Source organism: Pseudomonas viciae, assembly GCF_004786035.1.
Taxonomy (GTDB): Bacteria; Pseudomonadota; Gammaproteobacteria; order Pseudomonadales; family Pseudomonadaceae; genus Aquipseudomonas; species Aquipseudomonas viciae.
Genome location: NZ_CP035088.1, coordinates 1,627,476 through 1,654,090, shown reverse-complemented (window position 1 = coordinate 1,654,090; position 26,615 = coordinate 1,627,476). Strand labels below are relative to the sequence as shown.

21 protein-coding genes are annotated in these 26,615 nt (G+C 59.3%); 7 read left to right on the top strand and 14 right to left on the bottom strand.

Annotation, left to right across the window (positions count from 1 at the left end; translation table 11 throughout):
* The first annotated feature begins 93 nt into the window (after positions 1 to 93).
* Positions 94 to 1,392, top strand: coding sequence for a mechanosensitive ion channel family protein (locus EPZ47_RS07655; protein ID WP_135844235.1), 1,299 nt, complete (start codon positions 94 to 96; stop codon positions 1,390 to 1,392).
* A gap of 18 nt (positions 1,393 to 1,410) precedes the next feature.
* Here EPZ47_RS07655 and EPZ47_RS07650 read toward each other — a convergent pair whose 3' ends face one another.
* The 4 genes from EPZ47_RS07650 to EPZ47_RS07635 form a co-directional block, all read right to left on the bottom strand.
* The gene (locus EPZ47_RS07650) at positions 1,411 to 2,277 is read right to left on the bottom strand and encodes a carboxylate/amino acid/amine transporter (RefSeq protein WP_135844234.1); all 867 of its coding nucleotides are present in this window, start codon (positions 2,275 to 2,277) and stop codon (positions 1,411 to 1,413) included.
* A 133-nt stretch (positions 2,278 to 2,410) separates the two neighbouring features.
* Complete coding sequence (locus EPZ47_RS07645) at positions 2,411 to 4,273, bottom strand: ATP-binding protein (RefSeq protein ID WP_135844233.1); 1,863 nt, start codon at positions 4,271 to 4,273, stop codon at positions 2,411 to 2,413.
* Positions 4,274 to 4,572: 299 nt separating this feature from the next.
* Positions 4,573 to 5,172, bottom strand: a complete 600-nt coding sequence (locus EPZ47_RS07640; RefSeq protein WP_135844232.1) for an FMN-dependent NADH-azoreductase — start codon at positions 5,170 to 5,172, stop codon at positions 4,573 to 4,575.
* Positions 5,173 to 5,323: 151 nt separating this feature from the next.
* Positions 5,324 to 5,638, bottom strand: coding sequence for a 3-phosphoglycerate kinase (locus EPZ47_RS07635; protein WP_135844231.1), 315 nt, complete (start codon positions 5,636 to 5,638; stop codon positions 5,324 to 5,326).
* Positions 5,639 to 5,688: 50 nt separating this feature from the next.
* On the opposite strand from EPZ47_RS07635, the gene EPZ47_RS07630 reads away from it, so the two are divergent.
* The 5 genes from EPZ47_RS07630 to aqpZ all read left to right on the top strand — a co-directional run bounded on the left by EPZ47_RS07630 (position 5,689) and on the right by aqpZ (position 10,874).
* Entirely contained in the window at positions 5,689 to 6,612 is a 924-nt protein-coding gene (locus EPZ47_RS07630; RefSeq protein ID WP_135844230.1) for a PA3225 family LysR-type transcriptional regulator, read from the top strand.
* Positions 6,613 to 6,626: 14 nt separating this feature from the next.
* Positions 6,627 to 7,430 (top strand): alpha/beta fold hydrolase, encoded by an 804-nt coding sequence (locus EPZ47_RS07625; protein ID WP_135844229.1) that lies wholly within the window; start codon positions 6,627 to 6,629, stop codon positions 7,428 to 7,430.
* Positions 7,431 to 7,434: 4 nt separating this feature from the next.
* Entirely contained in the window at positions 7,435 to 7,998 is a 564-nt protein-coding gene (locus EPZ47_RS07620; protein WP_135844228.1) for a peptidylprolyl isomerase, read from the top strand.
* An 84-nt stretch (positions 7,999 to 8,082) separates the two neighbouring features.
* Positions 8,083 to 9,915: an ABC transporter ATP-binding protein gene (locus EPZ47_RS07615; RefSeq protein WP_135844227.1), complete on the top strand. Its 1,833-nt coding sequence runs from the start codon at positions 8,083 to 8,085 to the stop codon at positions 9,913 to 9,915.
* Positions 9,916 to 10,184: 269 nt separating this feature from the next.
* On the top strand, positions 10,185 to 10,874 hold the full coding sequence (gene aqpZ, locus EPZ47_RS07610; RefSeq protein ID WP_135844226.1) for an aquaporin Z: 690 nt from the start codon (positions 10,185 to 10,187) through the stop codon (positions 10,872 to 10,874).
* A 16-nt stretch (positions 10,875 to 10,890) separates the two neighbouring features.
* Here aqpZ and EPZ47_RS07605 read toward each other — a convergent pair whose 3' ends face one another.
* The 9 genes from EPZ47_RS07605 to aceK all read right to left on the bottom strand — a co-directional run bounded on the left by EPZ47_RS07605 (position 10,891) and on the right by aceK (position 24,437).
* Entirely contained in the window at positions 10,891 to 12,015 is a 1,125-nt protein-coding gene (locus EPZ47_RS07605; RefSeq protein WP_135844225.1) for a GNAT family N-acetyltransferase, read from the bottom strand.
* Positions 12,016 to 12,170: 155 nt separating this feature from the next.
* Positions 12,171 to 13,289 (bottom strand): RHS repeat-associated core domain-containing protein, encoded by a 1,119-nt coding sequence (locus EPZ47_RS07600; protein WP_238346715.1) that lies wholly within the window; start codon positions 13,287 to 13,289, stop codon positions 12,171 to 12,173.
* A 102-nt stretch (positions 13,290 to 13,391) separates the two neighbouring features.
* Positions 13,392 to 14,438: an RHS repeat-associated core domain-containing protein gene (locus EPZ47_RS07595; protein WP_135844223.1), complete on the bottom strand. Its 1,047-nt coding sequence runs from the start codon at positions 14,436 to 14,438 to the stop codon at positions 13,392 to 13,394.
* A 290-nt stretch (positions 14,439 to 14,728) separates the two neighbouring features.
* Entirely contained in the window at positions 14,729 to 16,039 is a 1,311-nt protein-coding gene (locus tag EPZ47_RS07590) for an OprO/OprP family phosphate-selective porin (protein WP_135844222.1), read from the bottom strand.
* A 285-nt stretch (positions 16,040 to 16,324) separates the two neighbouring features.
* A complete protein-coding gene (locus EPZ47_RS07585) occupies positions 16,325 to 16,561 on the bottom strand; it encodes an anti-sigma factor family protein (protein ID WP_135844221.1) in 237 nt (78 codons plus the stop codon).
* Positions 16,555 to 17,166 carry an RNA polymerase sigma factor gene (locus EPZ47_RS07580; RefSeq protein ID WP_135844220.1) on the bottom strand — a complete coding sequence of 204 codons (612 nt, stop codon included), beginning with the start codon at positions 17,164 to 17,166 and terminating at the stop codon, positions 16,555 to 16,557. Before EPZ47_RS07580 ends, EPZ47_RS07585 begins: the two co-directional genes overlap by 7 nt.
* 152 nt (positions 17,167 to 17,318) lie before the next feature.
* The gene (locus EPZ47_RS07575) at positions 17,319 to 18,440 is read right to left on the bottom strand and encodes a beta-ketoacyl-ACP synthase III (RefSeq protein WP_135844219.1); all 1,122 of its coding nucleotides are present in this window, start codon (positions 18,438 to 18,440) and stop codon (positions 17,319 to 17,321) included.
* Between the two features lie 247 nt (positions 18,441 to 18,687).
* Positions 18,688 to 22,599 carry an ATP-dependent RNA helicase HrpA gene (hrpA, locus tag EPZ47_RS07570; protein WP_135844218.1) on the bottom strand — a complete coding sequence of 1,304 codons (3,912 nt, stop codon included), beginning with the start codon at positions 22,597 to 22,599 and terminating at the stop codon, positions 18,688 to 18,690.
* Positions 22,600 to 22,715: 116 nt separating this feature from the next.
* Positions 22,716 to 24,437 carry a bifunctional isocitrate dehydrogenase kinase/phosphatase gene (gene aceK, locus EPZ47_RS07565; protein ID WP_135844217.1) on the bottom strand — a complete coding sequence of 574 codons (1,722 nt, stop codon included), beginning with the start codon at positions 24,435 to 24,437 and terminating at the stop codon, positions 22,716 to 22,718.
* A 129-nt stretch (positions 24,438 to 24,566) separates the two neighbouring features.
* Between aceK and EPZ47_RS07560 the strand changes: the two genes are divergently transcribed.
* Entirely contained in the window at positions 24,567 to 25,475 is a 909-nt protein-coding gene (locus EPZ47_RS07560) for a DMT family transporter (protein WP_135844216.1), read from the top strand.
* A gap of 119 nt (positions 25,476 to 25,594) precedes the next feature.
* Here EPZ47_RS07560 and EPZ47_RS07555 read toward each other — a convergent pair whose 3' ends face one another.
* Positions 25,595 to 26,458 carry a DMT family transporter gene (locus EPZ47_RS07555; protein WP_135844215.1) on the bottom strand — a complete coding sequence of 288 codons (864 nt, stop codon included), beginning with the start codon at positions 26,456 to 26,458 and terminating at the stop codon, positions 25,595 to 25,597.
* Positions 26,459 to 26,615 lie beyond the last annotated feature (157 nt).

Genomic DNA, 26,615 nt, shown 5'->3' with positions numbered 1-26,615 from the left:
TTTTTTGCCGCCAATCCCCCTTCAACGGTCACTTGGACAGGCTTAAATGCTCTAATCGCCCCGTCGCGTCTCTATAGAAGAACCGTTTCGTCCATGGACATCAAACAACTCTGGGTCAACATTCAAGACCTCTGGGGTGCCCTTGACCAGCACCCGCTCCTGCATTCCAGCCTCGCCCTGATGATGCTGCTGCTCATTGCCCTGGTGCTCGGACGCGTGGCGCGCTACCTGATTTTGCACGCCGCCAAATTGCTTGGACGCCAACCTGCCTTGAACTGGGTCAACGACCTGCGCCAGAACAAAGTCTTCCATCGCCTGGCCCAGATGACGCCGTCACTGATCATCCAGTTCGGCCTGCACCTGGTGCCGGAACTGAGCAAGACCAGCATGATTTTCCTCGGCAATGTCGCCCTGGCCTTCACCATTCTGTTCATGGTGCTGAGCCTCAGTGCCCTGCTCAGCGCCATGCTGGACGTGTACGCACGCACCGAACATGCGAGAACCCGCTCGATCAAAGGCTACGTGCAACTGACGAAGATGGTGCTGTATGTCTTTGGCGCAATCATCATCGTTGCCACCCTGATCGACCGCTCGCCACTGTTGCTGCTGTCGGGCCTGGGTGCGATGTCGGCAGTGATCCTGTTGGTGTACAAGGACACGCTGCTGTCGTTCGTCGCCAGCGTGCAATTGACCAGCAACGACATGCTGCGGGTCGGCGACTGGATCGAGATGCCACAGGTCGGCGCCGACGGCGATGTGGTAGACATTACGCTGCACACGGTGAAGGTGCAGAACTTCGACAAGACCATTGTCTCGATCCCTACCTGGCGCCTGATGTCCGAGTCGTTCAAGAACTGGCGAGGCATGCAGCAGTCCGGCGGACGGCGGATCAAGCGCAGCCTGTTCATCGACGCCAGCGGCGTGCGCTTTCTGCATGACGAGGAAGAGCAGCGCCTGACCCAGGTGCGCCTGCTGACCGACTACATCGGCCGTAAACAGGCCGAGCTCAAGGCCTGGAACGAAGCCCAGGGCAACGTCGCGGCGATGTCGGCCAACCGTCGGCGCATGACCAACCTCGGCACCTTCCGCGCCTACGCCCTCGCCTATTTGAAAAGCCACCCGGAGATCCAGCCGAACATGACGTGCATGGTCCGTCAGCTGCAGACCACGGCCCAAGGCATCCCGCTGGAAATCTACTGCTTCACCCGCACCACCGCATGGACCGACTACGAGCGCATCCAGGGGGATATTTTCGATTACCTGCTGGCCGTGATGCCGGAGTTCGGCTTGAACCTGTATCAACAGCCCAGCGGCACGGATCTGCGTTCGGGGTTGCTGCCGGCGGTGCTGGGGGCGAGCCACCTGCCGGAGCCGCAGAAGCAGGTGGTTTGACCCTCACCACAAGGGGGTTCAGTGTGCAGGCAGCGGTTGGCGTATCCCCAACCGGCTGATCCACACCGCCGCCAATATCACCGACCCGCCCAGCAGCAACCGCCCCAACTCCTCGTGCTGGTTCCAGATCAGCAGATTCACCAGCAGCCCCACCGGCACGTGCAGGTTGTTCATCACCGCCAGCGTCCCACCGTTGACCAGGCACGCGCCCTTGTTCCACCAATACAGACCCAATGCGGTAGAGACCAGGCCGAGGAACACCAGCACGCCCCATTGCAGCGGGGCTTCGGGCCAGAAGTCCGCCTTGCCGAACAGCAGGAAGGCCGGCAAGGCCACCGCCAGCGCGCCGAGGTAGAAGTAGCCGAAACGCCGATAGTGCGGCAAGTCGCTAGGATGACGAGCCACCAAGTGTTTGTAGAGCACCTGCCCGGCCGCGTAGGTCAAGTTGGCCAGTTGCAGCAGCAAAAAGCCCATGAAGAAGTCCGGGTTGATCCGGTCGTAGCGAATCACTGCGGCGCCGGCCACGGCCACCAGTGCCGCGATCAGCGCCCAAGGGTTGAAGCGGCGGTTCAGCGCGTCTTCAATCAATGTCACGTGCAAAGGCGTGAGAATGGTGAAGAGCAACACCTCGGGCACCGTCAACACTCGAAAGCTCAGGTACAGGCATACGTAGGTCACGCCAAACTGCAAGGCGCCGATCAACAGCATGCCACGCATGAACGACGGTTCCACCTGGCGCCAGCGCGTCAACGGAATGAACACCAGCCCCGCCAGCAGGACCCGTACCAGCACCGCAAAATAACTGTCCACATGCCCGGCCAGGTATTCGCCAATCAGGCTGAAGGAAAACGCCTGGATCAGCGTCACAAAAAGTAGATAGCCCATACGCCCCTCGTCTCGAATGGCGGCGAAGATAGCGGTTTTGAACGGTGGGAGCGAGCTTGCTCGAGATGGCGGTGTGACAGTCGATACAGCGGGCCGCTGACAACAGGCTCGTGCGCCCCTGAGCCCACTGGCTTTAAATGGTATCCACGACCGGCATGCGGCCCTGGCGTTGCTGTCGGTAGTTGGCGGCGCGCTGAAGCACTCGGGTCAACGCCTGGAAGTTCGCCGGCTTGGTTAAAATGTCATCGGCACCGGCGGCCCTGAAACGTTCTATCTCGCTCGAAAACGCGCTCGCGGTGAAAGCGACGATGTAGCAAGTATCGCCCCGTGGCAGTTCACGGATTCTACGAACGGCCTCCAGTCCATCCATAACAGGCATGTTGATATCCATAAAAATGATCTCTGGAGTCGACGTCATACAACGATTGACCGCTTCCAGGCCATCTGATGCAAGGGCGGGGGCATAGCCCAACTCCTGCAGCATCGCCATGGCAACTTTCTGGCTTACCGGATGGTTCTCCACCAGCAGGATATCGAGGGGATAATCCCCGGCAAAAGATGAGTCGAAGCCAGGCGCGGCATGATCATCCCTGATGGGTATTTCCGAGACTGAAAAAAGCTCCATGGGGAGTGAGAAAGAGAAGGTCGAGCCGACACCAGGCTGACTGGTGAAGGATAAAGTCCCCTGTTGCGCCTCGAGCAGATTTTTACAGATCGAAAGCCCCAGCCCACTCCCGGTAAAGCGCTGGTTGTCCGACTCTTTAAACTGAGCAAAGGGCTTGAACAGGCTGCCTTGCCGTTCCATCGGGATACCGATGCCAGTATCGCGTATGGCGAAGTCGAGCCGTGCTTGAGGACCGTAACCGCTGGTCGTGACCAAAAGTGATACTTTTCCGGCTTCGGTGAACTTGACCGCATTGCCCAACAAATTGATCAATATCTGGCGAAGACAATCGATATCGGTTTTGACCAAGGGCGGTACGTCCGGCGAGAACTGCGCCTCAAGGACGATTGGTTTGTCCTGGATATTTTGCCGGATCATTTCAATGCTCGATGAAACCAGGGTTCTCACTTCAAAAACACGAGGTTTCAATTCAAGTTTGCCCGCTTCGATTTTCGCCAGATCGAGAATGTTATCGATAAGAGAAAGCAGGGTCCGTCCACTGGAATGAATCGTTGTGAGAAGACGGCGTTGCTCGGGATCCAGGGCGGACCGGGCCAGCAACTCCGTGGCGCCAATGACACCGTACATCGGGGTGCGGATTTCATGACTCATCGTGGCCAGAAATCTGGTTTTTGAACGATCAGCGTCTTCGGCGGCATTTTTTGCCTGGTTCAATACGTGTTCGTTGACTCGCAGTTGCTGGAGATGGGCACGCATGCGTAAGAGGATGAACGCGAGAAAGACCAGAACGGCAAGGACGATATGATACAGGGAGTCGTGATTAAGTTGCTGGTAGTAGTCCGCCAGGGTAATTTCCGCGCCGACAACATACACCGTACCGTCTTGCGATTTTAATGGGACAAAGACCGCGCGAAAATCACCCCAATGATCCGAGTAGTCGATCCAGGTTGGCTTGGTGCGCTCAAAACTGTCGAGTAACGCCTGGCTGGCATCGGGATAAGGGTCGAAAAAACGCACGAAATTCTTCTCTTGAATTTCTTTCTGCGATGCGCTGGAACTGACCAGATAAGCGTCTCCACCCCGCTTGATCACGCTATAGACAAACGCGGTACCCATGGACTCGTTAAAGCCGGAGAGTCGCTGAATGGTATCCCAGTCTTGCGCCGGTGATTTGGATTGTTTATCGACCAGGTTGTCATGGTAACGGTCGCCAAGGATGGCCGAAGCGCCCAGCGCGGCATGCAGCAACTTGTTATTAATATTTTCAGTAAGGACGCTTTGCGTCTCGACATAGAGGTAGTAGATGTAGCCACCGGCCCCTATGAGGTAGACCAGGAATAAAGCCCAGGTCTTGCGTTTGACTTTGAACATATCACAGCCTCCCTACTGCAATTGCGCGCATAAATTACCACAGCAGGCGTCGAGAGACTTGGGCAAATCCAAGTGAGTCTGCGACCTGCACATCTTTCCTGCCCTCTGGACTTGGGAGGCCGCTCAGTCTAAGGCAGCGTTATTCTATTTCCCAAAAAAAAGCCCGATCTCGCTAAAGCGTTCAATCGGGCTACTGCACTCAGGAGCAACAAGTGCAAAGGGAGGTTCGATGCGCAAAACGGTTTGAAGGGAAGCGCCAGGTCACTAGACCACCTGGCGATTATCCGAGGATTAACGGATCAGGCGACCTGGGACAGTTTGGCGTTGGCCTGATTCAAACCCTTCTCCTGGAAATCCCCTCCCAGGTTCATGCCTTCGGCATGGATGAAGGTCACGTCGTGGATGCCGATGAAGCCCATGACCTGACGCAGGTAGGGTTCCTGATGGTCGGTGCTGCCACCGGCATGGATACCGCCGCGAGCGGTCAGCACAAAGGCGCGTTTGCCAGCCAGCAGGCCTTGAGGGCCCGTGGGGGTGTACTTGAAGGTCACGCCGGCACGCAGCACGTGGTCGAGCCAGGCTTTCAAGGTGCTGGGGATGGCGAAGTTGTACATCGGCGCAGCCATCACCAGAACGTCGGCGGCCAGCAATTCATCAGTCAACTGGTTGGAGCGCTCCAGCGAAGCGTTCTCGATGTCATTGCGCTGCTCGACAGGTTTCATCCAGCCACCCAGCAGGCTGGCGTCCAGGTGCGGCACCGGGTTGATGGCCAGGTCACGAACAGTGATTTCATCGGCTGGGTGTGCGGCTTTCCATTGGCTGATGAAGGTCTGGGTCAGTTGACGGGAAACCGAATCTTGCTGGCGGGCACTGCTTTCGATGATCAGAACGCGGGACATGGGATGTAGCCTCCATCGGAAATTGTTGTCAGTCGATGGAGTGAAGGTTAAGCGCAGCCGTATCGATGAAAAAGCGCAAATAATTGCTGTAAAGCATCGATAATTTCGTTTATAAGCGGAGCAAGCAACGCGTGCCTGCCCCGCTGCCGGGCTATTTCGGCTGGCAGGTCAGCTTGATGCGCAGCTTGATGATGTTGCGGTTGAACTTGGCCGTGGCGTTCTTGAACTTGCCGGCGGCGACTTCGATCTTGCGGGTGCGCGGTGCTTCGGGGCCATTGCTGAACACCACGGTGCAGGCCGCGTCAGTGCTGCCGTAGTTGTTGACCTGGATGGAACCGATGTCGGCATCGGTGTCATAGGCGTTGTAGTCGATGCTCAGGCCGTTGAGGTGTTTTTCCACATCGATCGGATAGGCAAACGCAGTCAGCGGCAACAGGGCCAGCACCGCACAACAGATTTTCTTCATTCGGCAGTCTCCACCAAGGGACCGCCAGCTTAGGACAAGAGGAGCTCAATTTGAAAGCGCCCCGCGTGACCCTTGATCAATGGCGAACATTACAGGCCGTGGTGGATCATGGCGGCTTCGCCCAGGCCGCCGAAGTGCTGCATCGTTCCCAGTCGTCGGTGAGTTACACCGTGGCCCGTATGCAGGATCAGCTCGGCGTACCGTTGCTGCGCATCGATGGGCGCAAAGCCGTGTTGACCGAAGCCGGCGGCGTGCTGCTGCGCCGCTCCCGGCAACTGGTGAAACAGGCCAGCCAGTTGGAAGACCTGGCCCACCACATGGAGCAAGGCTGGGAAGCGGAAGTGCGCCTGGTGGTCGACGCCGCCTACCCCACCGCCCGCCTCGTTCGGGCCCTGACGGCGTTCATGCCGCAGAGCCGCGGCTGCCGCGTGCGGTTGCGCGAAGAAGTGCTGTCGGGGGTGGAAGAAGTGCTGCTCGAAGGCGTGGCCGACCTGGCTATCAGCGGCTTCAGCATTCCTGGTTACCTGGGCGCTGAATTGAGCGACGTGGAGTTCGTCGCGGTGGCCCATCCCGAACACGCCCTGCATCGCCTCAACCGCGAACTGACGTTCCAGGACCTGGAGAGCCAGTTGCAAGTGGTCATCCGCGACTCCGGACGCCAGCAACCGCGCGACGTTGGTTGGCTCGGTGCCGAACAACGCTGGACCGTCGGCAGCCTGGCCACCGCCGCGACGTTCGTTGGCAGCGGCCTGGGCTTCGCCTGGCTGCCCCGGCACATGATCGAACGGGAACTCAAGGAAGGCACGCTTAAGCGGCTACCCTTGGATCAGGGCGGCAGCCGCAACCCGAGCTTCTATTTGTATTCGAACAAGGAAAAACCCCTGGGCCCGGCCACGCAAATCCTTATCGAATTGCTGCGCACCTTCGACACTGCGCCGCTGGATGCGCCGTTCGCCGCCCCTGAACAAGCGTGACGAGGACTTCGCCGATGGCCTATTTCGAACACGAAGGTTGCAACCTGCACTACGAGGAATACGGTCACGGAGCGCCCTTGCTGCTGGTCCACGGGTTGGGCTCCAGCACCCGGGATTGGGAAAAGCAGATCCCGGTGCTGTCCGCCCGTTACCACCTGATCGTGGTGGATGTACGCGGCCACGGCCGCTCCGACAAGCCGCGGGAGCGCTACAGCATCGAAGGTTTCAGCGCCGACCTGATCGCCCTGATCGAACACCTGGCGCTAGGCCCGGTGCATCTGGTGGGTTGGTCCATGGGCGGCATGATCGCTTTTCAGTTGGCGGTGGATGAACCTCATCTGGTCAAGAGCCTGTGCATCGTCAACAGCGCGCCGGAAGTCAAAGTGCGCACGCCCGACGATTGCTGGCAATGGTTCAAGCGTTGGAGCCTGATGCGTATCCTCAGCCTGGAAACCATCGGCAAGGCCCTGGGCGCCAAGTTGTTTCCCAAGCCTGGGCAAACCGAGTTACGCCTGGAAATGGCCCGGCGCTGGGCAAAAAACGACAAACGTGCTTATCTCGCCAGCTTCGATGCCATCGTCGGCTGGGGCGTCCAGGAACGACTTTCACAGGTCGCCTGTCCAACCCTGGTCATTTGCGCCGACCACGACTACACCCCGGTGGCGCTGAAAGAAGCCTATGTAAAACTGCTGCCCGATGCACGGCTGGTGGTCATCGCCGATTCACGGCACGCTACCCCGCTGGATCAACCCGAACGCTTCAACCAAACCCTGCTCGAATTTTTCACCGCAACCGATTCCACCACTCAGGATCATTGAACCCATGCTGAAAAAAATCGCCCTCGCCGCTGGCACCGTACTGTTTGCCGCCAACCTGATGGCTGCTCAGCCGACCAAGGCACCACACGTACTGCTTGAAACCACCAACGGCCAGATCGAAATCGAACTGGACCCGGTCAAGGCCCCCATCAGTACCAAGAACTTTCTGGAGTACGTGGACAGCGGCTTTTACAACAACACGATTTTCCACCGTGTGATCCCGGGCTTCATGGCCCAGGGCGGCGGCTTCACTACGAGCATGCAGCAAAAAGACACCAAGGCCCCGATCAAGAACGAAGCCAGCAATGGCCTGCACAACGTTCGCGGTACCTTGTCGATGGCGCGCACGTCCAACCCGGACTCGGCCACCAGCCAGTTCTTCATCAACGTGGCTGACAACGCATTCCTCGACCCGGGCCGTGACGCCGGTTACGCGGTGTTCGCCAAAGTGGTCAAGGGCATGGACGTCGTGGACATCATCGTCAACTCCCAGACCACCACCAAACAAGGCATGCAAAACGTGCCGATCGACCCTGTGCTCATCAAGTCGGCCAAGCGCATCGACTGAAGAGGCGCACGGCAAGCCTGAGCGGCGGCGGTGATCCCGCGCCGCTCATAGCAAAAAGGAGAGCCCCTGCCAGGGCATTTACAAATGGTTTATCGCCGCTTCGAAAAACTGATCGACATCTTCCGCGACGCCCCGACCTCGGCCCCGCCGAACCGCGTCCTGCCCTTCTACACGTACTACCTGAAACAAGTCTGGCCCAGCTTCGCCGTGCTGCTGGTGGTGGGCCTGATCGGCGCGCTGATCGAGGTGGCGCTGTTCAGCTACCTGAGCCGCATCATCGACCTGACCCAAGGCACGCCCAACGTCGACTTCTTCAAGCTCCACGGCCTCGAACTGGCCTGGATGGCCGTGGTGGCACTGGTCTTTCGGCCGATCTTCGTGGCCCTGCATGACCTGCTGGTGCACCAGACCCTGAGCCCCGGCATGACCAGCCTGATCCGCTGGCAAAATCATAGCTACGTGCTCAAGCAAAGCCTGAATTTCTTCCAGAACGATTTCGCCGGACGCATCGCCCAGCGCATCATGCAGACCGGCAACTCCCTGCGTGACTCGGCGGTGCAAGCCGTGGATGCGTTGTGGCACGTGCTGATCTACGCCGTCAGTTCCCTGGTGCTGTTCGCCGAGGCCGACTGGCGCCTGATGATCCCGCTGCTGATCTGGATCGCTGCCTACATCGGCGCACTCTGTTATTTCGTGCCGAGGGTCAAGGAGCGCTCGGTGGTGTCGTCCGATGCCCGCTCCAAACTCATGGGCCGGATCGTCGATGGCTACACCAACATCACCACCCTGAAGCTGTTCGCCCATACCAACTTCGAACAGCAATACGCCCGCGAAGCCATCCAGGAACAGACCGAAAAAGCCCAGTTGGCCGGCCGCGTGGTGACCAGCATGGACGTGGTCATCACCACCATGAACGGCCTGCTGATCGTCGGCACCACGGCGCTGGCACTGTGGCTGTGGACTCAATCGCTGATCAGCGTCGGCGCCATTGCCCTGGCGACCGGGCTGGTGATCCGCATCGTCAACATGTCCGGCTGGATCATGTGGGTGGTCAACGGCATCTTCGAAAACATCGGCATGGTCCAGGACGGTTTGCAGACCATCGCCCAACCGGTCAGCGTCACCGACCGCGACCAGGCCAAGCCCTTGGCGGTGGCCCGGGGCGAAGTGCGTTTCGAGCATGTGGACTTCCACTATGGCAAGAAAAGCGGGGTGATCGGCGACCTCAACCTGACCATCAGGCCCGGCGAGAAAATCGGCCTGATCGGCCCGTCCGGCGCGGGTAAATCCACCTTGGTCAACCTGCTGCTGCGCCTCTATGACGTGCAAGCCGGGCGCATCCTCATCGATGGCCAGGACATTGCCGAAGTCGGCCAGGAAAGCCTGCGCGAACGCATCGGCATGATCACCCAGGACACCTCGCTGCTGCACCGCTCGATTCGCGACAACCTGCTGTACGGCAAGCCCGACGCTACCGATGCGCAACTCTGGGAGGCCGTGCGCAAGGCCCGCGCCGATGAGTTCATCCCACTGCTGTCGGACGCCGAAGGCCGCACCGGCTTCGATGCCCACGTGGGTGAGCGCGGCGTGAAACTGTCCGGCGGCCAGCGCCAACGCATCGCTATCGCGCGGGTACTGCTCAAGGACGCGCCGATCCTGATCATGGACGAAGCAACCTCAGCGCTGGACTCGGAAGTCGAGGCGGCGATCCAGGAAAGCCTCGAGACCTTGATGCAAGGCAAGACCGTGATCGCCATCGCCCACCGCCTCTCCACCATCGCCCGGATGGACCGGTTGGTGGTACTGGAAAACGGCCGCATCGCCGAAACCGGCAGCCACGCCGAACTGCTGGCCCATGGCGGGTTGTATGCGCGACTGTGGCAACATCAGACGGGTGGATTTGTGGGGATTGACTGATCCCTACCCGCCACAGGGGTCCGGGTTTGAACCAACCCCAAGGCCTTTCTGAAAAAATCTGTCCAGAATCCATTTAGCCCATACAGCAACGACATACTCCCCGCCGACCACGGCCGAAACCGCCACAGTCCATGACTCTGGCGGTTTTTTTGTGCCGCTGGATTTGTCGATAAACCCTGCTGTACTCAGCTCAGGTTCTGGAGATGAACCTGTCGTAATTCTGCTGGATGCATAACCGATCGATCACGACTGCTTTATCAAGGATGCTTATGTCTTTATTCAAACGCTCTGTGACTGAGTTGCTAGGTACGTTCTGGCTGGTGTTGGGCGGCTGCGGCAGCGCGGTATTGGCTGCCTCCGGGATTGGCGTGCTGGGGGTTGCCCTGGCGTTCGGCCTGACGGTGTTGACCATGGCATTTGCCATCGGTCATATCTCGGGTTGCCACCTCAACCCAGCGGTGTCGCTAGGCTTGTCCGTGGGCGGGCGGTTTCCGGCCAGGGAGTTGCCTGCCTACATCATCGCCCAGGTCATCGGTGGCGTGCTGGCCGCCGCGTTGATCTACTTCATCGCCAGCGGCAAGGAAGGCTTTGACCTGGCCGCGTCCGGGCTGGCCTCGAACGGTTACGGCGAGCATTCGCCCGGTGGCTATTCGATGGCGGCAGGTTTTGTCACCGAACTGGTCATGACGGCGATGTTCATCCTGATCATCCTCGGCGCCACCGATAAACGTGCACCGGCCGGGCTGGCACCGATAGCCATCGGCCTGGGCCTGACGCTGATTCACCTGATCTCGATTCCGGTCACCAACACTTCGGTCAACCCGGCCCGCAGTACCGGTCCGGCGCTGATCGTCGGCGGCTGGGCCATCGAGCAACTGTGGCTGTTCTGGGTCGCACCGCTGCTGGGTGCGGTCATCGGCGGTGTTTCTTACCGCTGGCTGGGCCAGGAAACCCGCTGAGTCATACCCGCGAAGATCAGCACTGCCGATAAGGCAGTGCTGTTTTCGCCTCTTCGGCATACGCCAGCACCCCCTCCTGTTCCCGTGCGAGAAAATCTTCAACCGCGGTTTTCAAACCGGGATGACGCAAGTAATGCCACGAGCGGGTAATCACCGGCTCGAAACCACGAATCAATTTGTGCTCACCCTGGGCCCCGGCATCAAAACGCTGCAAGCCATGGGCAATCGCGTAGTCCATGCCCTGGTAGAAACAGGTCTCGAAGTGCAAGCGGTCGAACTCCGCCAGGCAACCCCAGTAGCGCCCGTAGAGACTGTCGCCACCCACCAGGCTGAACGCCATCGCCACTGGCCGTGAACCTTGCTTGGCCAGCACCACGCGAATGGCCTCGGGCATGCGTTCGGCCAGCAGGCTGAAAAACGCCCGGGTCAGGTACGGCGCCTGCCGCCGTACAGCGTAGGTGTTGGCGTAACAGGCGTAGACAAAATCCCACTGGGCCTCGTCCAGTTGCTGACCTTCGAGCCATTCAAACTCGATGCCCTGCCCCGCCACCTGCTCACGCTCCTTGCGCATCTGCTTGCGCTTGCGGGAACTGAGCCCGTCGAGAAAATCCTGAAAGTCTCGATAACCGCGATTGCGCCAGTGGTACTGGCAACCAATCCGCTGCAACCAGCCCTCCTGCCCGGCCAGCGCCGCGTCGGTGAAAGCATCGGTGAAGTTGATGTGGGCGCTGGAAAGCCCTTCGATTTCCAGATAACCCGGCAGGCTGCCCAACAATTCCAGGCCGTCCTCCACACAGGCCGCCAGCAATCGCGGACCGCTGACCGGACTGAACGGCACCGCCGTCAGCAGCTTGGGGTAGTACTCGATCCCGGCCCGGGCGCAGGCGTCAGCCCAGGCGTGGTCGAACACGTATTCACCGTAGGAATGCCACTTGCGGTAGCTGGGCAAGGCCGCCAGCAGACGACCGTCTTCCATGTGCAGCAAATGCTCCGGCTGCCAACCGGAATGCGCGCCCAGGCTGGCGCTGTCCTCCAAGGTGCTCAGGAAGGCGTGGCGCAGGAACGGTTGATTGGCGGGCACCAGCGCGTCCCACTCGTGCGGGGCGATGGCGGACAGACTGTCCAAGACGTGAAGCGGCATGCGGTTCCTCGATATCCAGAGGGCGGATGGAGCGAGTATCGCCGATCTGGATGGGAGGGACGAGAAGCTGGGTAGTTTTTTACAGGCTTGAGTGATGAGCGATCCGAAACTGGATATCGCGGTACTGCTCGCCACTTTTCAGTTCGAAAAACCAATTAGCCATTGGGGGGCCACTCCGCTACTTCGCGAATGTTCTCCATTTCCGCCGCTCCGAGTTTTAATTTTTTAAAGTACTTCTCCTGCTCCACCCTATCTGCGAGTGCAATCATTTTTTTGTCAGCACCCGCAATTATTTCAAAGTCTCTCCGGCTATGCCTGGTCATGCCAAATCTATATGTATGCGTTCTGGCAAACTGATACTCACTCTGGGCTGCCTCAAACACCTTGACGCTGCGTAAATACTCACTTTTCGCCGCGAGCTGGTCTAGAAGCAGCCCAGGATCATTAGTACGAAACCCGTAAGTTAGATAATCCGCTTTCCGGAAGCCAACAACATCCCCATAAAAACCCATCCTTTTCTTGAGAACCTTTACGTCCTGAGGCCGAATAATATTCATAGACGCCGGACTCTCAATACCTAGCACAGCTTTATCTGGGTTGGCTCTTAGAAAACTATCAGGAATTTTTTCAAAGCCGGGGAGGTATTTAGCGGACTCAGTGGTATGAGTAAAAAGCTTTACTACCCCCCCAGAAGGAATATGCCCCGTCGGATCCACATTATTAATTGGATCCCCCACACAATACATATACGCATTCAATCCCCTTTCCCCAAACGGGCTCAAGTTGTCCGGGCTGTGAAACCTCATCAACCGAGGATTGAAGACACGGTAGCCCTTGCCCAGCAAATACCAGCCGGTCTGCCTTTCGCGCCGCTCGCCGTTGTAACCCAGATGATTACCCACCGATGCGTCATCTATACGATGGCCGTACGGTGAATAGGCTACACCCTTGACGGTAGCCTGACTGATCTCGCAGAGCACGCTGTTCTTGTCATCGCCCACCAATAACAGGGATTTTGGATCACTGCCTGCCTGGTGTTCGGCAAGCACCATGCCCTCTGCACGTACAAAGGTACGGCTGACGCCCCCCTGGACCTCGCTCGCCAATTCATCGTTTCGGTAGAAGCGTTGTTCTTTGCCATCAACCGTACTGCGACCGATCAAGGCGTCCTGGGCATCATAGTGAAAGCGGATAACCGTGTCGCCGGACGAAGCGCTGACATTGGATGGGGATTCATTGGACACTGGATGCTCTGTCTTATCTGAACCTGCCATGTTGCTCTCCGTGTTCACGTTGGCTGCCACGGACCTTCCATGGCACGTCATTTCAAAAAAAACATGACCAGAACTTGTCTTAATTCCTGGGGTAGAGCCCGCCTACGTCCTGAATGTTCTGACTTTATATTCCACACTGGCTAAATGTTCAGCGCGCTCCTTCGCTGGTATGCTTTTCATCATCTCATCGTATACTTCTGCGAGCGCCTCGAGTCTTTTTGCCCCACGCCGCGTAATTCCAACCTCGCCTTTGTGGAGTAGTGCGAATTCATAATCCTTCAATGCAGATGTTGTTTTTCCGAGAAAAAAATCTTGTTCACTCATCATCTTCTTCACGACCTTCGGCCTGACTTCCAGACTACTAATTTCAATAAATTCAGCCTCATACTTTCTAACAACCATGTCAAAATAAGCCACGTTTTTTTGGGCATTTAAAACATCTTCACCCCCAACAACCCTTAAACTCGGAGACTTGACTCTGTGCTTAGTCAAGGTAAAAATCCCGGATGGAGTTTCGCCCACAGAAAACACTGCTGGCTTTCTAAAAAAACGCGACACAGCTCCTATAAAACCATGCCCCGCCGGGTCTACATTATTAATTGGATCCCCCACACAATACATGTACGCATTCAATCCCCCCTTACCGAAGGGACTCAAGTTATCCGGGCTGTGAAACCTCATCAGCCGAGGATTGAAAACTCGGTAACCCTTGCCCAGCAAATACCAGCCGGTCTGCCCTTCGCGCCGCTCGCCGTTGTAACCCAAATGACTACTCACCAACGCGTCATCTATACGATGGCCGTACGGTGAATAGGCAACACCCTTGACGGCAGCCTGACTGATCTCGCAGAGCACGCTGTTCTTGTCATCGCCTGCCAATAACAGGGACTTGGGATCACTGCCTGCCTGATGTTCGGCAAGCACCATGCCCTCCGCCCGTACGAAGGCAGTGCTGGCGCCCCCCAGAATTTCGCTCGCCAACTCATCGTTTCGATAGAAGCGTTGTTCTTTGCCGGCAGAAGTACTGCACCCGATCAAAGCGTCCTGGGCGTCATAGTGAAAGCGGATAGCCAATTCGTCGGACGAAGCCTTGGCATTGAGTCTGGACTCATTTGACGCACACGGCTCTGGTTTACCTGAACCCGCCATTGTTGCTCTCCGCGTTCATCACTTGGCTGCCATGAGGTTCTCGTGGCGCTTCATTTTGAAAAGCAGAGCGAGTATCACCGGGCACTTGCCGGACGCGTCCATCGCTCTGCGACTGGATGAAGTAAGCACGTTTTCCAAATGCCGCGAAACTGTCAGGGTTGACAGGTGGCCGCCCATCCAGTGGTCCAGGTAAACGAGCCCAAACAGGCTAAAAAAAACCCCGCCAGAGGCGGGGTTCAAAGGAGCGCTTTAACGGATGAAGTCAGAGCGGTGTATCAAGTCAGCACGATTTAGAACACGTACTGGGCACGGACAACTACACCTTTGCCGTCGTCATCACCGTTGACGTTGGTGACGTTGTCGGTTTTGGCCTTGACGTAAGCGGCAGTGATTTTTACCGCTTCGTTGGCGTACCAGTTCACGCCCAGGTTGTGCACCTTGGCTTCGGCATCGCCCACGTCGCGGGTCGCGGAGGCGGTGGTGATGTTGTCGTCTTCGACGGTCATGCTGTCGAAGCGATAGAACACTTCCCACGCGCCGATGGACTTGTTCTGGGGTTTGATCGCGTCAAACTTGCCGACTTTATAACCACGGGACTCACCGGTGATGGTGTAGGCACCCTGAACGTAGAAGCCGTGGCCCTTGAGGTCTTCGAAGGCGTCGCTGTCAGCCTTGGTCTTGCGGGAAATGTATTCACCCTGGATCGACGCAGGCCCCATGGCGAAAGCGGCTTCCAGGCCGTAGGCGGTATCCGTGTCGTACGAGCCGGCCGGCGAGTTGTTGGCGCCGCCCAGTACCGGACGGTTACCGTTAGGACCAGCATCGTTGCCGCCCAGGGTCTCGACGCCACGCATGCCCAGGCGAGAGCGATAACGCGCGTCGAACGCGGTGTCGGAGACATCGCGCGAGGCCACGTTCAAGCCGAAGTGCAACACGTTGCCGGCCTCGTGCATCGGGGCGAATACGAAACGACCGTTGGCTTGCTTGATGCTGTTGCCGTCGGTGTCGTCGGTGTCCTTGCTAAACACACCGGCCGAGGCGTAGAACGAATCGGCGAAGGTGCTGGAAGCCTGGATGCCCAGACCGTTCTGGTGGCCGTTGGCCCAGTCGATCAGGTCGTAGGCGGCGTTGCGCTCAGGAGCAGTCACCCACTTGGAGCTGGTGGCTTTTTCCAGACCGAAGTCGGGGTCGAAACGACCGACTTTGATCGAAACCGGCTTGAAGCCGTTGTAGGCCAGGGACGCTTCGTCGAAGTAGCCGTTATCGGAGTCGCCGCTGTTGTGGGAGAAATCGTAGTTGATGGTGTAGGCCCAATCCGTGTACAGCACACCCGACAGCTCCAGGAAGCCACGGCGGATGTAAGCGGCATCGGCCTTGTCGCCATTGTCGGTGTAGATACCGTCGAACTGGCTGTAGTCAGCCTGCAAACGACCGCCGAGCTTGAAGCTGAACTCTTTGTCAGTGGTAGCGACCTCAAGGCCGCCCTTGGTTTTGACCACGATATCGGCGCCATCGGTGGTGACGGTGCCGGCGAAAGCCTGGGCGGTTACTGCCATGGCCAGTGCGCTGGCGGCAACACCTGCGAAGTGCTTACGAATCATCGAAGAATTCCCCTGTTGGTAGTCTATGCGTTAGAAAACACGCGGAACTGGGCCCGCTGGTGTTGGGAGGGGATCTTGGCGATGGGTTGTGTCAGCGCAGTTGCTGGCAGATAAAGATTTTATGACAGCGGAACTTTTTACTTCGAAAGGGAATAACCGGTACGGCTATGGAACCTGTGGGAGCGAGCTTGCTCGCGATAGCGGTGGGTCAGCGACATCAACGGGGCTGACATACCGCAATCGCGAGCAAGCTCGCTCCCACAGGGTCATGTGATGACTCGAGGTTTATGGGGTATTTCTGCGCCGTTCGGCGGCCAGTTTTTCGGCGAGGTGATCCAGGTCGGGAATCGGTGGTTGAGGCAGTTTTTTGAGGGTCGCCTGCATCAGGCGCATCTGGCGGATAAACCGCCGGCAGTTGGGGCAGAACATCAGGTGATGACGCATCATCAGGCGCTCACGCCAACTCAGCTGTCCGTCAAGAAAATCGCTTGAGCGCGCCACTTGTTCCTTGCAGGTCAGCATTCTCCGGTTTCCTCGAAATGTTCAACGGTCGCAAAGACCTTCAGCCGAGCACGATGCAACAGCACGCGTACGTTGGAGAGCGAAATACCCAGAAGATTACAGATTTCTTCCAGCTCCAGCCCTTGGCGTTCACGCAAGCTCAACACGCTGCCTTGCAATTGCGACAGGCTGAGCAAGGTGTGTTCGAGGCAATCACGCAGTTCGCTCATCGTGAGCAGCGCTTCCGGGGTGTCCTGGTGCCAGGCGAACGGCGCCAGCAGCCAATGGCCATCGGCGGCGAAGCGATCATCACCCAGGGTGCCGTGGGGCGCCGGTAGATCATCGAGCAGCACTTCCCGGCGGTTCTGCTTGTAGCGGCCCTTGGCGGCGTTGGCAGTGATGGTCAGCAGCCAGGTCTTGAGGCTGGAGCGCCCCTGGAAGCCACTGAGATTGCGCACCACCGACAGCCACGCGTCCTGCACCACTTCGTCGGCATGGCGGCTGCCGACGATGGCGTAGGCCACGGCGCGCATCGGGCCCTGGTAGGTGCTGACCAGCTCCTTGTAGGCCTGCTGCTCACCGGCCAGGAGGCGTTGGAGTAGGAGGGTGTCGTCGGTGACCGTCATTCAACGCCCCAAATGCCAGGGAGACTTGATGATGCCTTTGTGGCGAGGGAGCTTGCTCCCGCTCGGTTACGCAGCAACCGAAAAATCGTGGGGCCGTTTCGCAGCCCAGCGGGAGCAAGCTCCCTCGCCACAATAAATCTCATTGCCAACAATCAATGCTTGCGCAAAATCACGCTACCAATCGAATAGCCGGCGCCGAACGAGCTGAGTACGGCAACCGAGCCGCTGGGCAGATCATCCTGGTAGGTGTGGAAGGCAATCACCGATCCGGCCGAACTGGTGTTGGCGTAGCGGTCGAGGATCACGGGCGCTTCCTGTTCGGTGGCTTCGCGTCCCAACAATTTGCGCACGATCAGGTGGTTCATGCTCAGGTTGGCCTGGTGCAGCCAGAAGCGTTTCACGTCGCCGACGTTCAGTTGGTTCTCTTCCAAATGGGCACCGATCAGCTCGGCCACCATCGGGCAGACGTCGCGAAACACCTTGCGGCCTTCCTGGACAAACAGCTTGTCGTGGCTGCCAATGCCTTCTTCCGCGGCGCGGTTGAGGAAGCCGAAGTTGTTGCGGATGTTGTTGGAGAACTTGGTAAGCAGCTTGGTGCTGACCACGTCAAACTGATACGCCGAAGTCGCCAGGTCCGCCCGTTCGATGATCACGGCGGTGGCCGCGTCGCCGAAGATGAAGTGGCTGTCGCGGTCGCGGAAATTCAGGTGGCCGGTGCACACTTCCGGGTTGACCATCAGGATTGCCCGGGCCTGGCCCAACTGCACGCTGTTGGCCGCAGCCTGGATACCGAACGTCGCCGAGGAGCAGGCCACGTTCATGTCGAAACCAAAACCGTCGATCCCCAAGGCTTCCTGGACTTCGATGGCAATGGCCGGATACGCGCGTTGCAGGTTGGAACAGGCGACGATCACGCCATCGATGTCGGCGGCAGTGCGGCCGGCGCGCTCCAGGGCCTGCTTGGCGGCACCGACGGCCATTTCGCACAGAACCGACCATTCGTCGTTGGAGCGCTCGGGCAAGCGCGGCGTCATGCGTTGCGGGTCGAGGATGCCGTCCTTGTCCATGACAAAACGGCTCTTGATGCCCGAGGCCTTTTCGATGAACGCGGCGTTGGATTCGGTCAACGCCTGGACTTCACCGCGCTCGATGGCCTCGGCGTTGTCGGCGTTGAACTGCGTGACATAGGTATTGAAAGATTGCACCAGCTCTTCGTTGGAAATGCTGTTGGCCGGGGTGTACAGGCCGGTGCCGCTGATGACGACGTTATGCATGGTCGTGTCTCTGATCTGTTCAGGCAGAAAGTATTGGCACCGACGTACCAATACACAAAGGGTCTTTTCCCATCCAGGGGAAGCAGACCTGGCAGCGCTTTATTCCGATCCGCCCAGAGCATTGAAGCTCAAAACCATGGGACCGGCATTTATAGGCGCGAAGTTTGCCATAAACGCTGGCGTTTGGCCCATTCTCCGTGAGTTACCACGCTCCCACAGGGTTATGGGCCTGATCTTATTCCCGTGATCAACCCTCCACCTGCCCCCACTGCTTGCTCAAGCGCTTATCCGAAATCGGCACCTTGGTGCCCAACTGCTGAGCGAACAGCGACACCCGGTACTCCTCCAGCCACCAGCGGTACAGCTCGAGTTGCGGATCGCGCTTGCCTTCCTGGGCGTGTTTACTGGCGCGGGCCTGGTATTGGGCCCAGAGGTTCGACAACTCGCCGCTCCAGACCCGATCCTTCTGCACCTGGCTGCCGAGCTTCTCGAAGCGTTGCTCGATGGCCTTGAGGTAGCGTGGCAGTTCCTTGAGCCATTGATGCGGGGTTTCGCGCACGAAGCCCGGATACACCAAATGGCTGAGCTGTAGCTTGATGTCATTCAGGGCCACGGCCTGGGCCAGGTCGATCTTGCCCTTGAAGCGTTTTTGCAGACCGTGCCAGAGCTTGAGGATGTCCAGGGTCAGCTTCGCCAGGCGTTCGGCGTGTTCGGTCCAGCCACCGCGCTTGCGCTCGGCCAGGGAAGCGAGCGCGGCGCCGTCACGGGGCAGGCTTGCTTCACCCTCCAGCACGCAACTGTCGACGCTGGCCAGCAGGATGTCTTCCACCAGGCTGTCGATGCGCCCCAAGTCGCGGTACAACAGGCCCAACTCCGTGAGCCCCGGCAGCTTGCCCCGCAGGAATTTCGCCGACTCGGCCAACTGCTGCATCAACAAGCGCTGCAAGGCGCGGCGATGTTGGAACTCGGCTTCGGCCGGGGTCGGGAAACGCCCTTCCTTGACCACACCCCCCTCTTCCACCAGCGCCGGGTACACCGTCATCGACAGCCCGGCGATCTTCTGTTGGGTTTTCTCTGCCACCGGCGCGAAAATTTTCGCCTCCACCGGCGCCTGGCTTTTTGCCGTTTGCGGCACGGCCAATGCCGCCTGGCTGGCTTCGGCAAAGCGCGCCGTCAGCTCGGCCAGGTCGCGGCCTTCGCCGAGGAATTTGCCCTGGCCATCGACAATTTCCAGGTTCATGCGCAGGTGGCTTTCTACCTGCTGCGCCGCTTCGGCCCAGGCTTCGTCGCTGACCCGCGCGCCGGTCATGCGCAACAGTTCACGGCCCAGGGATTGCGGCAATGAACCCTCGGCGAAGGTGATGCGTTGCAGCGCGGCCTTGACGAAGTCCGGCACCGGCACGAAGTTCTTGCGCAATGCCTTGGGCAAGTTGCGCACCAGGGCGATGCACTTGGCCTCGATCATCCCCGGCACCAGCCATTCCAGGCGCTCCGGCGGCATCATCGGCAGCAATGGCGCCGGCACTCGCAGGGTCACGCCATCGCGGGGATGGTTGGGTTCGAAGTGGTAGCTCAGCGGCAAAGTCAGGTCGCCGACGCGCAGGGTGTCCGGGTAGTACGCGGCGGTGACTTCATTGGCCTCGCGCGCCAGCACGTCTTCTTCACGCATGATCAGCAACTGCGGGTCTTTCTGGCTGTTGATCCGGTACCAACTATCGAACGTCGCGGTCTGGTGAATCTCGGCCGGCAAGCGCGCATCGTAGAAAGCGAACAGGGTTTCCTCGTCCGCCAGGATGTCACGGCGGCGGGCCTTGGCTTCCAGTTCGTCGAGCTGCTCCAGCAGCTTGGTATTGGCGTCCAGGCACTTGGCCTTGGACTGGATCTCACCGCGCACCAACGCCTCACGGATGAACAGCTCCCGCGACACCACCGGGTCCACCGGCCCGTAATGCACCGGCCGGCGACCGACCACAATCAGCCCGAACAGGGTGATCTGCTCATACGCCACCACTTGCCCGCGCTTCTTCTCCCAATGGGGTTCGAAGTGGTTTTTCTTGATCAAGTGCCCGGCCAGCGGTTCGATCCAGTCCGGTTCGATCTTGGCGACCATGCGCGCGTACAACTTGGTGGTTTCCACCAGCTCGGCGGTCATCAGCCACTGCGGGCGCTTCTTGCCCAGGCCCGACGACGGGTGGACCCAGAACCGTCGCTGACGAGCACCGAGGTAATCGCCGTCTTCGGTTTTCTGGCCGATCTGGCTCAACAGCCCCGAGAGCACCGCTTTGTGCAGTTTAGGAAAATCGGCCGGTTCTTTATTGAGGCTCAACTGCATGTCGCGACAGATCAGGCTCAACTGGCGATGGGAATCACGCCACTCGCGCAGGCGCAGGTAGTTGAGGAAATTCTTGCGGCACCAATTGCGCAGCGGGCTGGCGGTCAGGGCCTGGCGCTGCTCTTCGAAACCGCGCCACAGGTTGACCAGCCCGGCGAAGTCCGAGTCCGGGTCCTTCCATTGGGCGTGGGCCTGGTCGGCCGCCTGTTGGCGTTCGGGCGGACGCTCGCGGGGGTCCTGGATCGACATGGCGCTGGCGACGATCAGCACTTCCTGCAGGCTGCCCAGTTTCGCCGCTTCCAACAGCATGCGGCCCATGCGCGGGTCCACCGGCAGGCGCGCCAATTGGCGACCGAGCGGAGTCAGTTGGCTGTTGCGATCCACCGCCGACAATTCTTGCAGCAGGTTGAAACCGTCGCTGATGGCCTTGCCATCTGGCGGTTCGATGAACGGGAAATCGGTGATCTCACCCAGGCGCAGGTGCAGCATCTGCAAAATCACCGCCGCCAGGTTGGTGCGCAGGATTTCTGGATCGGTGAACTCCGGTCGACCGAGGAAATCCTCCTCGCTGTACAAACGCACGCAGATTCCCGGTTCGACCCGTCCGCAGCGGCCCTTGCGCTGGTTGGCGCTGGCCTGGGAAATGGCTTCGATGGGCAGGCGCTGGACCTTGGCGCGATAGCTGTAGCGGCTGATGCGCGCGGTGCCGCTGTCGATCACGTAGCGGATGCCCGGCACAGTGAGCGAGGTTTCAGCGACGTTGGTCGCCAGCACCACGCGACGGCCTGGGTGGGACTGGAAGATCCGCTGCTGTTCGGCCGGCGACAATCGCGCATACAACGGCAAAATCTCGGTGTGCTTGAGCTGGGCTTTGCGCAACATCTCCGCCGCGTCGCGAATCTCCCGTTCACCCGGCAGGAACACCAACACATCCCCAGGGCTGCGGCGCTCGCTGCGCTCATAGGCGGCGATTTCATCGAGGGTGGCAAGGATTGCCTGATCGACCGTCAAGTCGTCCTCGACGCGATTGCCCTCTTCGTCCTGCTCCAGGGTCAGCGGGCGATACCAGGTTTCCACCGGGAAGGTGCGCCCCGAGACTTCCACGATCGGCGCGTCATCGAAATGCTTGGAGAAGCGCTCCAGGTCGATGGTTGCCGAGGTGATGATGACTTTCAGGTCGGGACGACGCGGCAGCAAGGTCTTGAGGTAGCCGAGCAGGAAGTCGATGTTCAGGCTGCGTTCGTGGGCTTCGTCGACGATGATCGTGTCATAGCGTTCCAGGTAGCGGTCGTTCTGGGTTTCGGCCAGCAGGATGCCGTCGGTCATCAGCTTGATCAGGGTGTTGGCGTCGCTCTGGTCCTCGAACCGCACCTGATAACCCACCAGCGCCCCCAACGGCGTGGCCAGTTCCTCGGCCACCCGACTGGCGACGCTGCGGGCGGCGATCCGGCGTGGCTGGGTGTGGCCGATCAAGCCATGCTGGCCGCGACCGATCTCCAGGCAGATCTTGGGCAACTGCGTGGTTTTACCCGAGCCGGTTTCGCCGGCGATGATCAGCACCTGATGCTTGAGCAACGCGTCCTTGATTTCGTCGCGCTTGGCGGCGATCGGCAAATTGTCGTCGTAGCGGATCACCGGCAGGCTCGCCTTGCGCGCCAGCACCTGATCGCACGACGCCTGCATGCGCGTCACCCACTGGGCCAGCTTGGCCTCATCGGGTTTCTTGCGCAGCTCGAGCAACTGGCGCCGCAACCGGTGACGGTCGGCGAGCATGGCGTGGTCGAGGTTTTTCAGCAGCTTGTCGATAGCGGGGGCTTGGTCAGTCATCAGGTACGCAAGGGTCGTCGGTTTGTGCAGGGGGCCGATTGTCGCAGATTTGCGCACGCAGCGCCGAACACGGCAACCTGCCTGCCGCCATACCCTGTGGGATTCAGGGTCGCCGGTTATTCGCTATCCAGGTCTTTACGCCGATACGGAAACACATCGATCACCTTCCCCGCCCGGATCGCCGCTTGCAGGCCCTTCCAGTAATCGGCGTTGTACAGCTCGCCATGCAACTGGTCGAACAGCTTGCGCTGCCCGGCGTCGGCGAACAGGAACGGTGGGAATTCTTCAGGGAACACGTCCAGCGGCCCGATGGAATACCAGGGTTCGGAGGCCATTTCGTCTTCCGGTGTGCGGGGCTCGGGGATGTGGCGGAAGTTGGCTTCGGTCAGGAAGCAGATTTCATCGTAGTCGTAGAACACCACGCGACCGTGGCGGGTCACGCCGAAGTTCTTGAGCAACATGTCGCCGGGGAAGATATTGGCCGCCGCCAGTTGCTTGATGGCCAGGCCATAGTCCTCCAGCGCCTCGCGCACCTGGGCGTCGTTGGCGTTTTCCAGGTAGAGGTTCAGTGGCGTCATGCGCCGTTCGGTCCAGCAGTGGCGGATCAACACCGTATCGCCTTCCACCGACACCGTGGACGGCGCCACTTCCAGCAGTTCCTCCAGGCACGCCGGTTCGAATTTGCTCAAGGGAAAGCGAAAATCGGCGAACTCCTGGGTATCGGCCATGCGCCCAACCCGGTCGACGCTTTTCACCAGGCGGTACTTTTCGATCACCGTGGCACGGTCGACGTTTTTCGACGGCGAGAAACGGTCCTTGATGATCTTGAATACGGTGTTGAAGCCCGGCAGGGTGAATACGCTCATGACCATGCCACGCACACCAGGAGCCATGATGAACTGGTCGTCGGTGTTCGCCAGATGGTTGATCAGTGCCCGGTAGAACTCGGACTTGCCGTGCTTGTAGAAACCGATGGAGGTGTACAGCTCAGCGATGTGCTTGCCGGGCAAAATGCGCTTGAGAAAGCCGATGAATTCGGCCGGCACCGGCACGTCCACCATGAAGTACGAACGGGTGAACGAAAAAATGATCGACACCTGCGCCTCGTCGGTGATCAGCGCATCGATCTGGATGCCCCGGCCTTCACGGTGCAACAACGGAATTACCAGCGGCCATTGCTCGTCGCGGGTATAGATGCGGCCCACCAGGTAGGCGCCCTTGTTGCGATAGAGCACCGAAGAAAACAATTCCACCGTCAGTTCCGGGTCCTTGCAGACCCAGTCCGGCAGGTTTTCCCGCAGTTGCGCTTCGAGGCGCTTCAGGTCGCCTGACAAGTCGGCGTAATCCTCGCTGAAGCGGTAATCGGCGAATACACTCGCCAGCATCCGGTCCAGTTGCCCTTGGGGTTTGTAGGTGCGGGTCTGGGCCGCACGGGCCCGGCGCAGGCTCGGGCGGGTAGTGTGGATGAACATCGTGCCGTCGCTGATCAGGTCGTGGCTGAACAGCCCGCAGAAGATCGAGTTGTACCAGGTTTCTGACAGCTCATCGTCGAAACGCAGGTCGATCAGGCTGATGTAGGCGCTTTTCACCAGCGGCCAGCAACTGACGTCCATCAACACCTCTGCGTCGAAGGCCTCGCGCAGCCGGGCTACGGTTTCGAAGACTTTCTCTTCATACAAATTGATGCGCGCCGCCGAAGCCACTTGCGCCTCCAACCACCGGGCCTGCTCGAACCGGGCGCGGGCGCCATCGGTGATCTGCCGGAAATGCTCACGATAATCGTCGAAACCTTCGAGAATCGAACGGGCGATATCGGTGGCGGGCCATGGCTGCGGCATAGATAAACCTCGGCGGGTCATGCTTGTTATGGGCGACTGAGCTTAGAGGCCAATTGCGCGGCAACGCAACCATTGCCATCGGTATTCAGGCCGGCGACACTTGCCGCCCAACCAAGGAAGGAATGACTCGTGAGCCTCGTCGATACCCTGCGTTTGCTGTCACTGGCCGCCATCTGGGGTGCAAGTTTTCTGTTCATGCGCATTATTGCCCCCGTCATTGGCACAATCCCCACCGCATTCTTTCGCGTGTCCATCGCCTTTGTCGGGCTGGTGGTGATCCTGGCGCTGATGCGCATCGACTGGAATTTTCGCGGCAAACTGAAAGTGGTGATGGGGCTGGGCTTGATCAACTCGGGCATTCCGGCAACCTTCTATTCGTTGGCCGCCCAGGTTCTGCCGGCCGGTTACTCGGCGATCTTCAACGCCACCACGCCCCTGATGGGCGTGTTGATCGGCGGGTTGTTCTTCAGCGAAAAACTCACCACCGCCAAGGTCAGCGGGGTATTCCTGGGGCTGTTTGGCGTCGGCATCCTGACCCGCGCCGGCCCAGTGGCCTTCGACCTGCAATTGCTGATGGGCGCCCTCGCCTGCCTGCTCGCCACCACATGCTACGGCTTCGCCGGTTTCCTCACCCGCCGCTGGCTCGATCATCAAGGAGGGTTGGACAGTCGTCTTTCAACCCTGGGCAGCATGTTCGGCGCCACGGTATTTTTGCTGCCGCTGTTTGGCTACAGCGTCATCAGCCAACCGCCGGCCAGTTGGGGTGGCTGGAGCGTCTGGTTGTCACTGTTGGGGCTGGGCCTGGTGTGTACCGCGCTGGCGTACATCCTTTATTTCCGGCTGCTCACCTCCATCGGCCCGGTCAAATCCATGACCGTGACGTTCCTGATCCCGCCGTTCGGCGTGCTGTGGGGGGCGTTGCTGCTGGATGAGCCGCTGGGAATGGCGCATTTGTATGGTGGGGTGTTGATTGCGGCGGCGTTGTGGTTGGTGCTCAAGCCTGCGGCTGTGAAACCGGCTGAAGTGTCTGCCCGGTAGTTCATCGGTGCGGCCAAAAATGCCTTCGCGAGCAAGCCCGCTCCCACAAGGCCTGTACATAACCTGTGGGAGCGGGCTTGCTCGCGAAAGCAATGGTGCAGTCACTAAATATCTAAGGGCTAGCGGCTTTTACGAAACACAAACACCAACCCCACGATGATCAGCCCCATCCCCAGTAAACTCAGCAACGCCAACCGGTTGCCAAATACCAGGTAGTCCATGATCGCCGTCACCGCCGGCACCAGGTAGAACAGGCTGGTGACATTCACCAGGTTGCCCCGTGCAATCAGCCGGTACAGCAGCAACGTTGCCAGCACGGACACCACCAGCCCCATCCACAACACCGGTACGATGAACCCCGCGTTGTGCTCGAAGTGAAACGGCTGGAACGGCGCGAATACCGCGCACAGTAGCAGCCCGGCCAGGTACTGCACGGGCAATGTGCCCAGGGGGTTGTCGGTGATGCGCTTCTGCATGATGGAGCCGACCGTCATGCTCACCAGCGCCAGTAACCCGCAGAGCATTCCAGCCAGGGACATGCCGGCCAGGCCGATGCCCTGGTAGACCACCATGATCAAACCCAGCAACCCCAACACCAGGCCGAACAGGCGCTGCCAGGATCGCTGGCGCTCCACGAGCACCACCGTAAGGATCGGCTGCACGCCCATCAGCGTCGCCATCACCCCAGGGGTGACGTTCATTTGCAAAGCCAGCAGATAGAAAATCTGATAGGCCCCCAGCAACACCAACCCGGTGGTCGCCGCGTATAGCATCGGCTTGCCAGCCTTCGGCAACTTGAACTTGAACAGCGGGATCAACAACACCAGCGCGCACAGCGCGATGGCAAAGCGGATCAGCAGGAAGGCAAAAGGTGAAGCATGGGCCAGGCCCAGTTTGGAAAAGATCGCCCCGCTGCTCCACAGCAAAACGAACAGGCTCGTGGAAGCCGCCGCCAATAAGGCGTTTTTGGATAGGGAAAACATGAATACCACCTGTAGTCAGGCAAAAAGCCAACTCAGCCGAAGCTGAAATCCAGTAGTTTTTTTTCAGGCGGGCACAGGGAATGGCAATCGTTGCCGATCAGCCCTGAGCGCCAACACCCGGTGGTGATACGAAGGCGTACACCGGTGGGCTACTGAC

Coding starts and splice junctions, on each gene's coding strand:
- EPZ47_RS07585 (WP_135844221.1), bottom strand. CDS start 16,561: ATGCTGACCTGCAAGGAACAAGTGGCGCGCTCAAGCGATTTTCTTGAC.
- EPZ47_RS07590 (WP_135844222.1), bottom strand. CDS start 16,039: ATGATTCGTAAGCACTTCGCAGGTGTTGCCGCCAGCGCACTGGCCATG.
- EPZ47_RS07580 (WP_135844220.1), bottom strand. CDS start 17,166: ATGACGGTCACCGACGACACCCTCCTACTCCAACGCCTCCTGGCCGGT.
- EPZ47_RS07645 (WP_135844233.1), bottom strand. CDS start 4,273: ATGTTCAAAGTCAAACGCAAGACCTGGGCTTTATTCCTGGTCTACCTC.
- EPZ47_RS07615 (WP_135844227.1), top strand. CDS start 8,083: ATGGTTTATCGCCGCTTCGAAAAACTGATCGACATCTTCCGCGACGCC.
- EPZ47_RS07620 (WP_135844228.1), top strand. CDS start 7,435: ATGCTGAAAAAAATCGCCCTCGCCGCTGGCACCGTACTGTTTGCCGCC.
- EPZ47_RS07600 (WP_238346715.1), bottom strand. CDS start 13,289: ATGGCAGGTTCAGATAAGACAGAGCATCCAGTGTCCAATGAATCCCCA.
- EPZ47_RS07640 (WP_135844232.1), bottom strand. CDS start 5,172: ATGTCCCGCGTTCTGATCATCGAAAGCAGTGCCCGCCAGCAAGATTCG.
- EPZ47_RS07575 (WP_135844219.1), bottom strand. CDS start 18,440: ATGCATAACGTCGTCATCAGCGGCACCGGCCTGTACACCCCGGCCAAC.
- EPZ47_RS07650 (WP_135844234.1), bottom strand. CDS start 2,277: ATGGGCTATCTACTTTTTGTGACGCTGATCCAGGCGTTTTCCTTCAGC.
- aceK (WP_135844217.1), bottom strand. CDS start 24,437: ATGCCGCAGCCATGGCCCGCCACCGATATCGCCCGTTCGATTCTCGAA.
- EPZ47_RS07635 (WP_135844231.1), bottom strand. CDS start 5,638: ATGAAGAAAATCTGTTGTGCGGTGCTGGCCCTGTTGCCGCTGACTGCG.
- EPZ47_RS07605 (WP_135844225.1), bottom strand. CDS start 12,015: ATGCCGCTTCACGTCTTGGACAGTCTGTCCGCCATCGCCCCGCACGAG.
- hrpA (WP_135844218.1), bottom strand. CDS start 22,599: ATGACTGACCAAGCCCCCGCTATCGACAAGCTGCTGAAAAACCTCGAC.
- EPZ47_RS07555 (WP_135844215.1), bottom strand. CDS start 26,458: ATGTTTTCCCTATCCAAAAACGCCTTATTGGCGGCGGCTTCCACGAGC.
- aqpZ (WP_135844226.1), top strand. CDS start 10,185: ATGTCTTTATTCAAACGCTCTGTGACTGAGTTGCTAGGTACGTTCTGG.
- EPZ47_RS07595 (WP_135844223.1), bottom strand. CDS start 14,438: ATGGCGGGTTCAGGTAAACCAGAGCCGTGTGCGTCAAATGAGTCCAGA.
- EPZ47_RS07625 (WP_135844229.1), top strand. CDS start 6,627: ATGGCCTATTTCGAACACGAAGGTTGCAACCTGCACTACGAGGAATAC.
- EPZ47_RS07655 (WP_135844235.1), top strand. CDS start 94: ATGGACATCAAACAACTCTGGGTCAACATTCAAGACCTCTGGGGTGCC.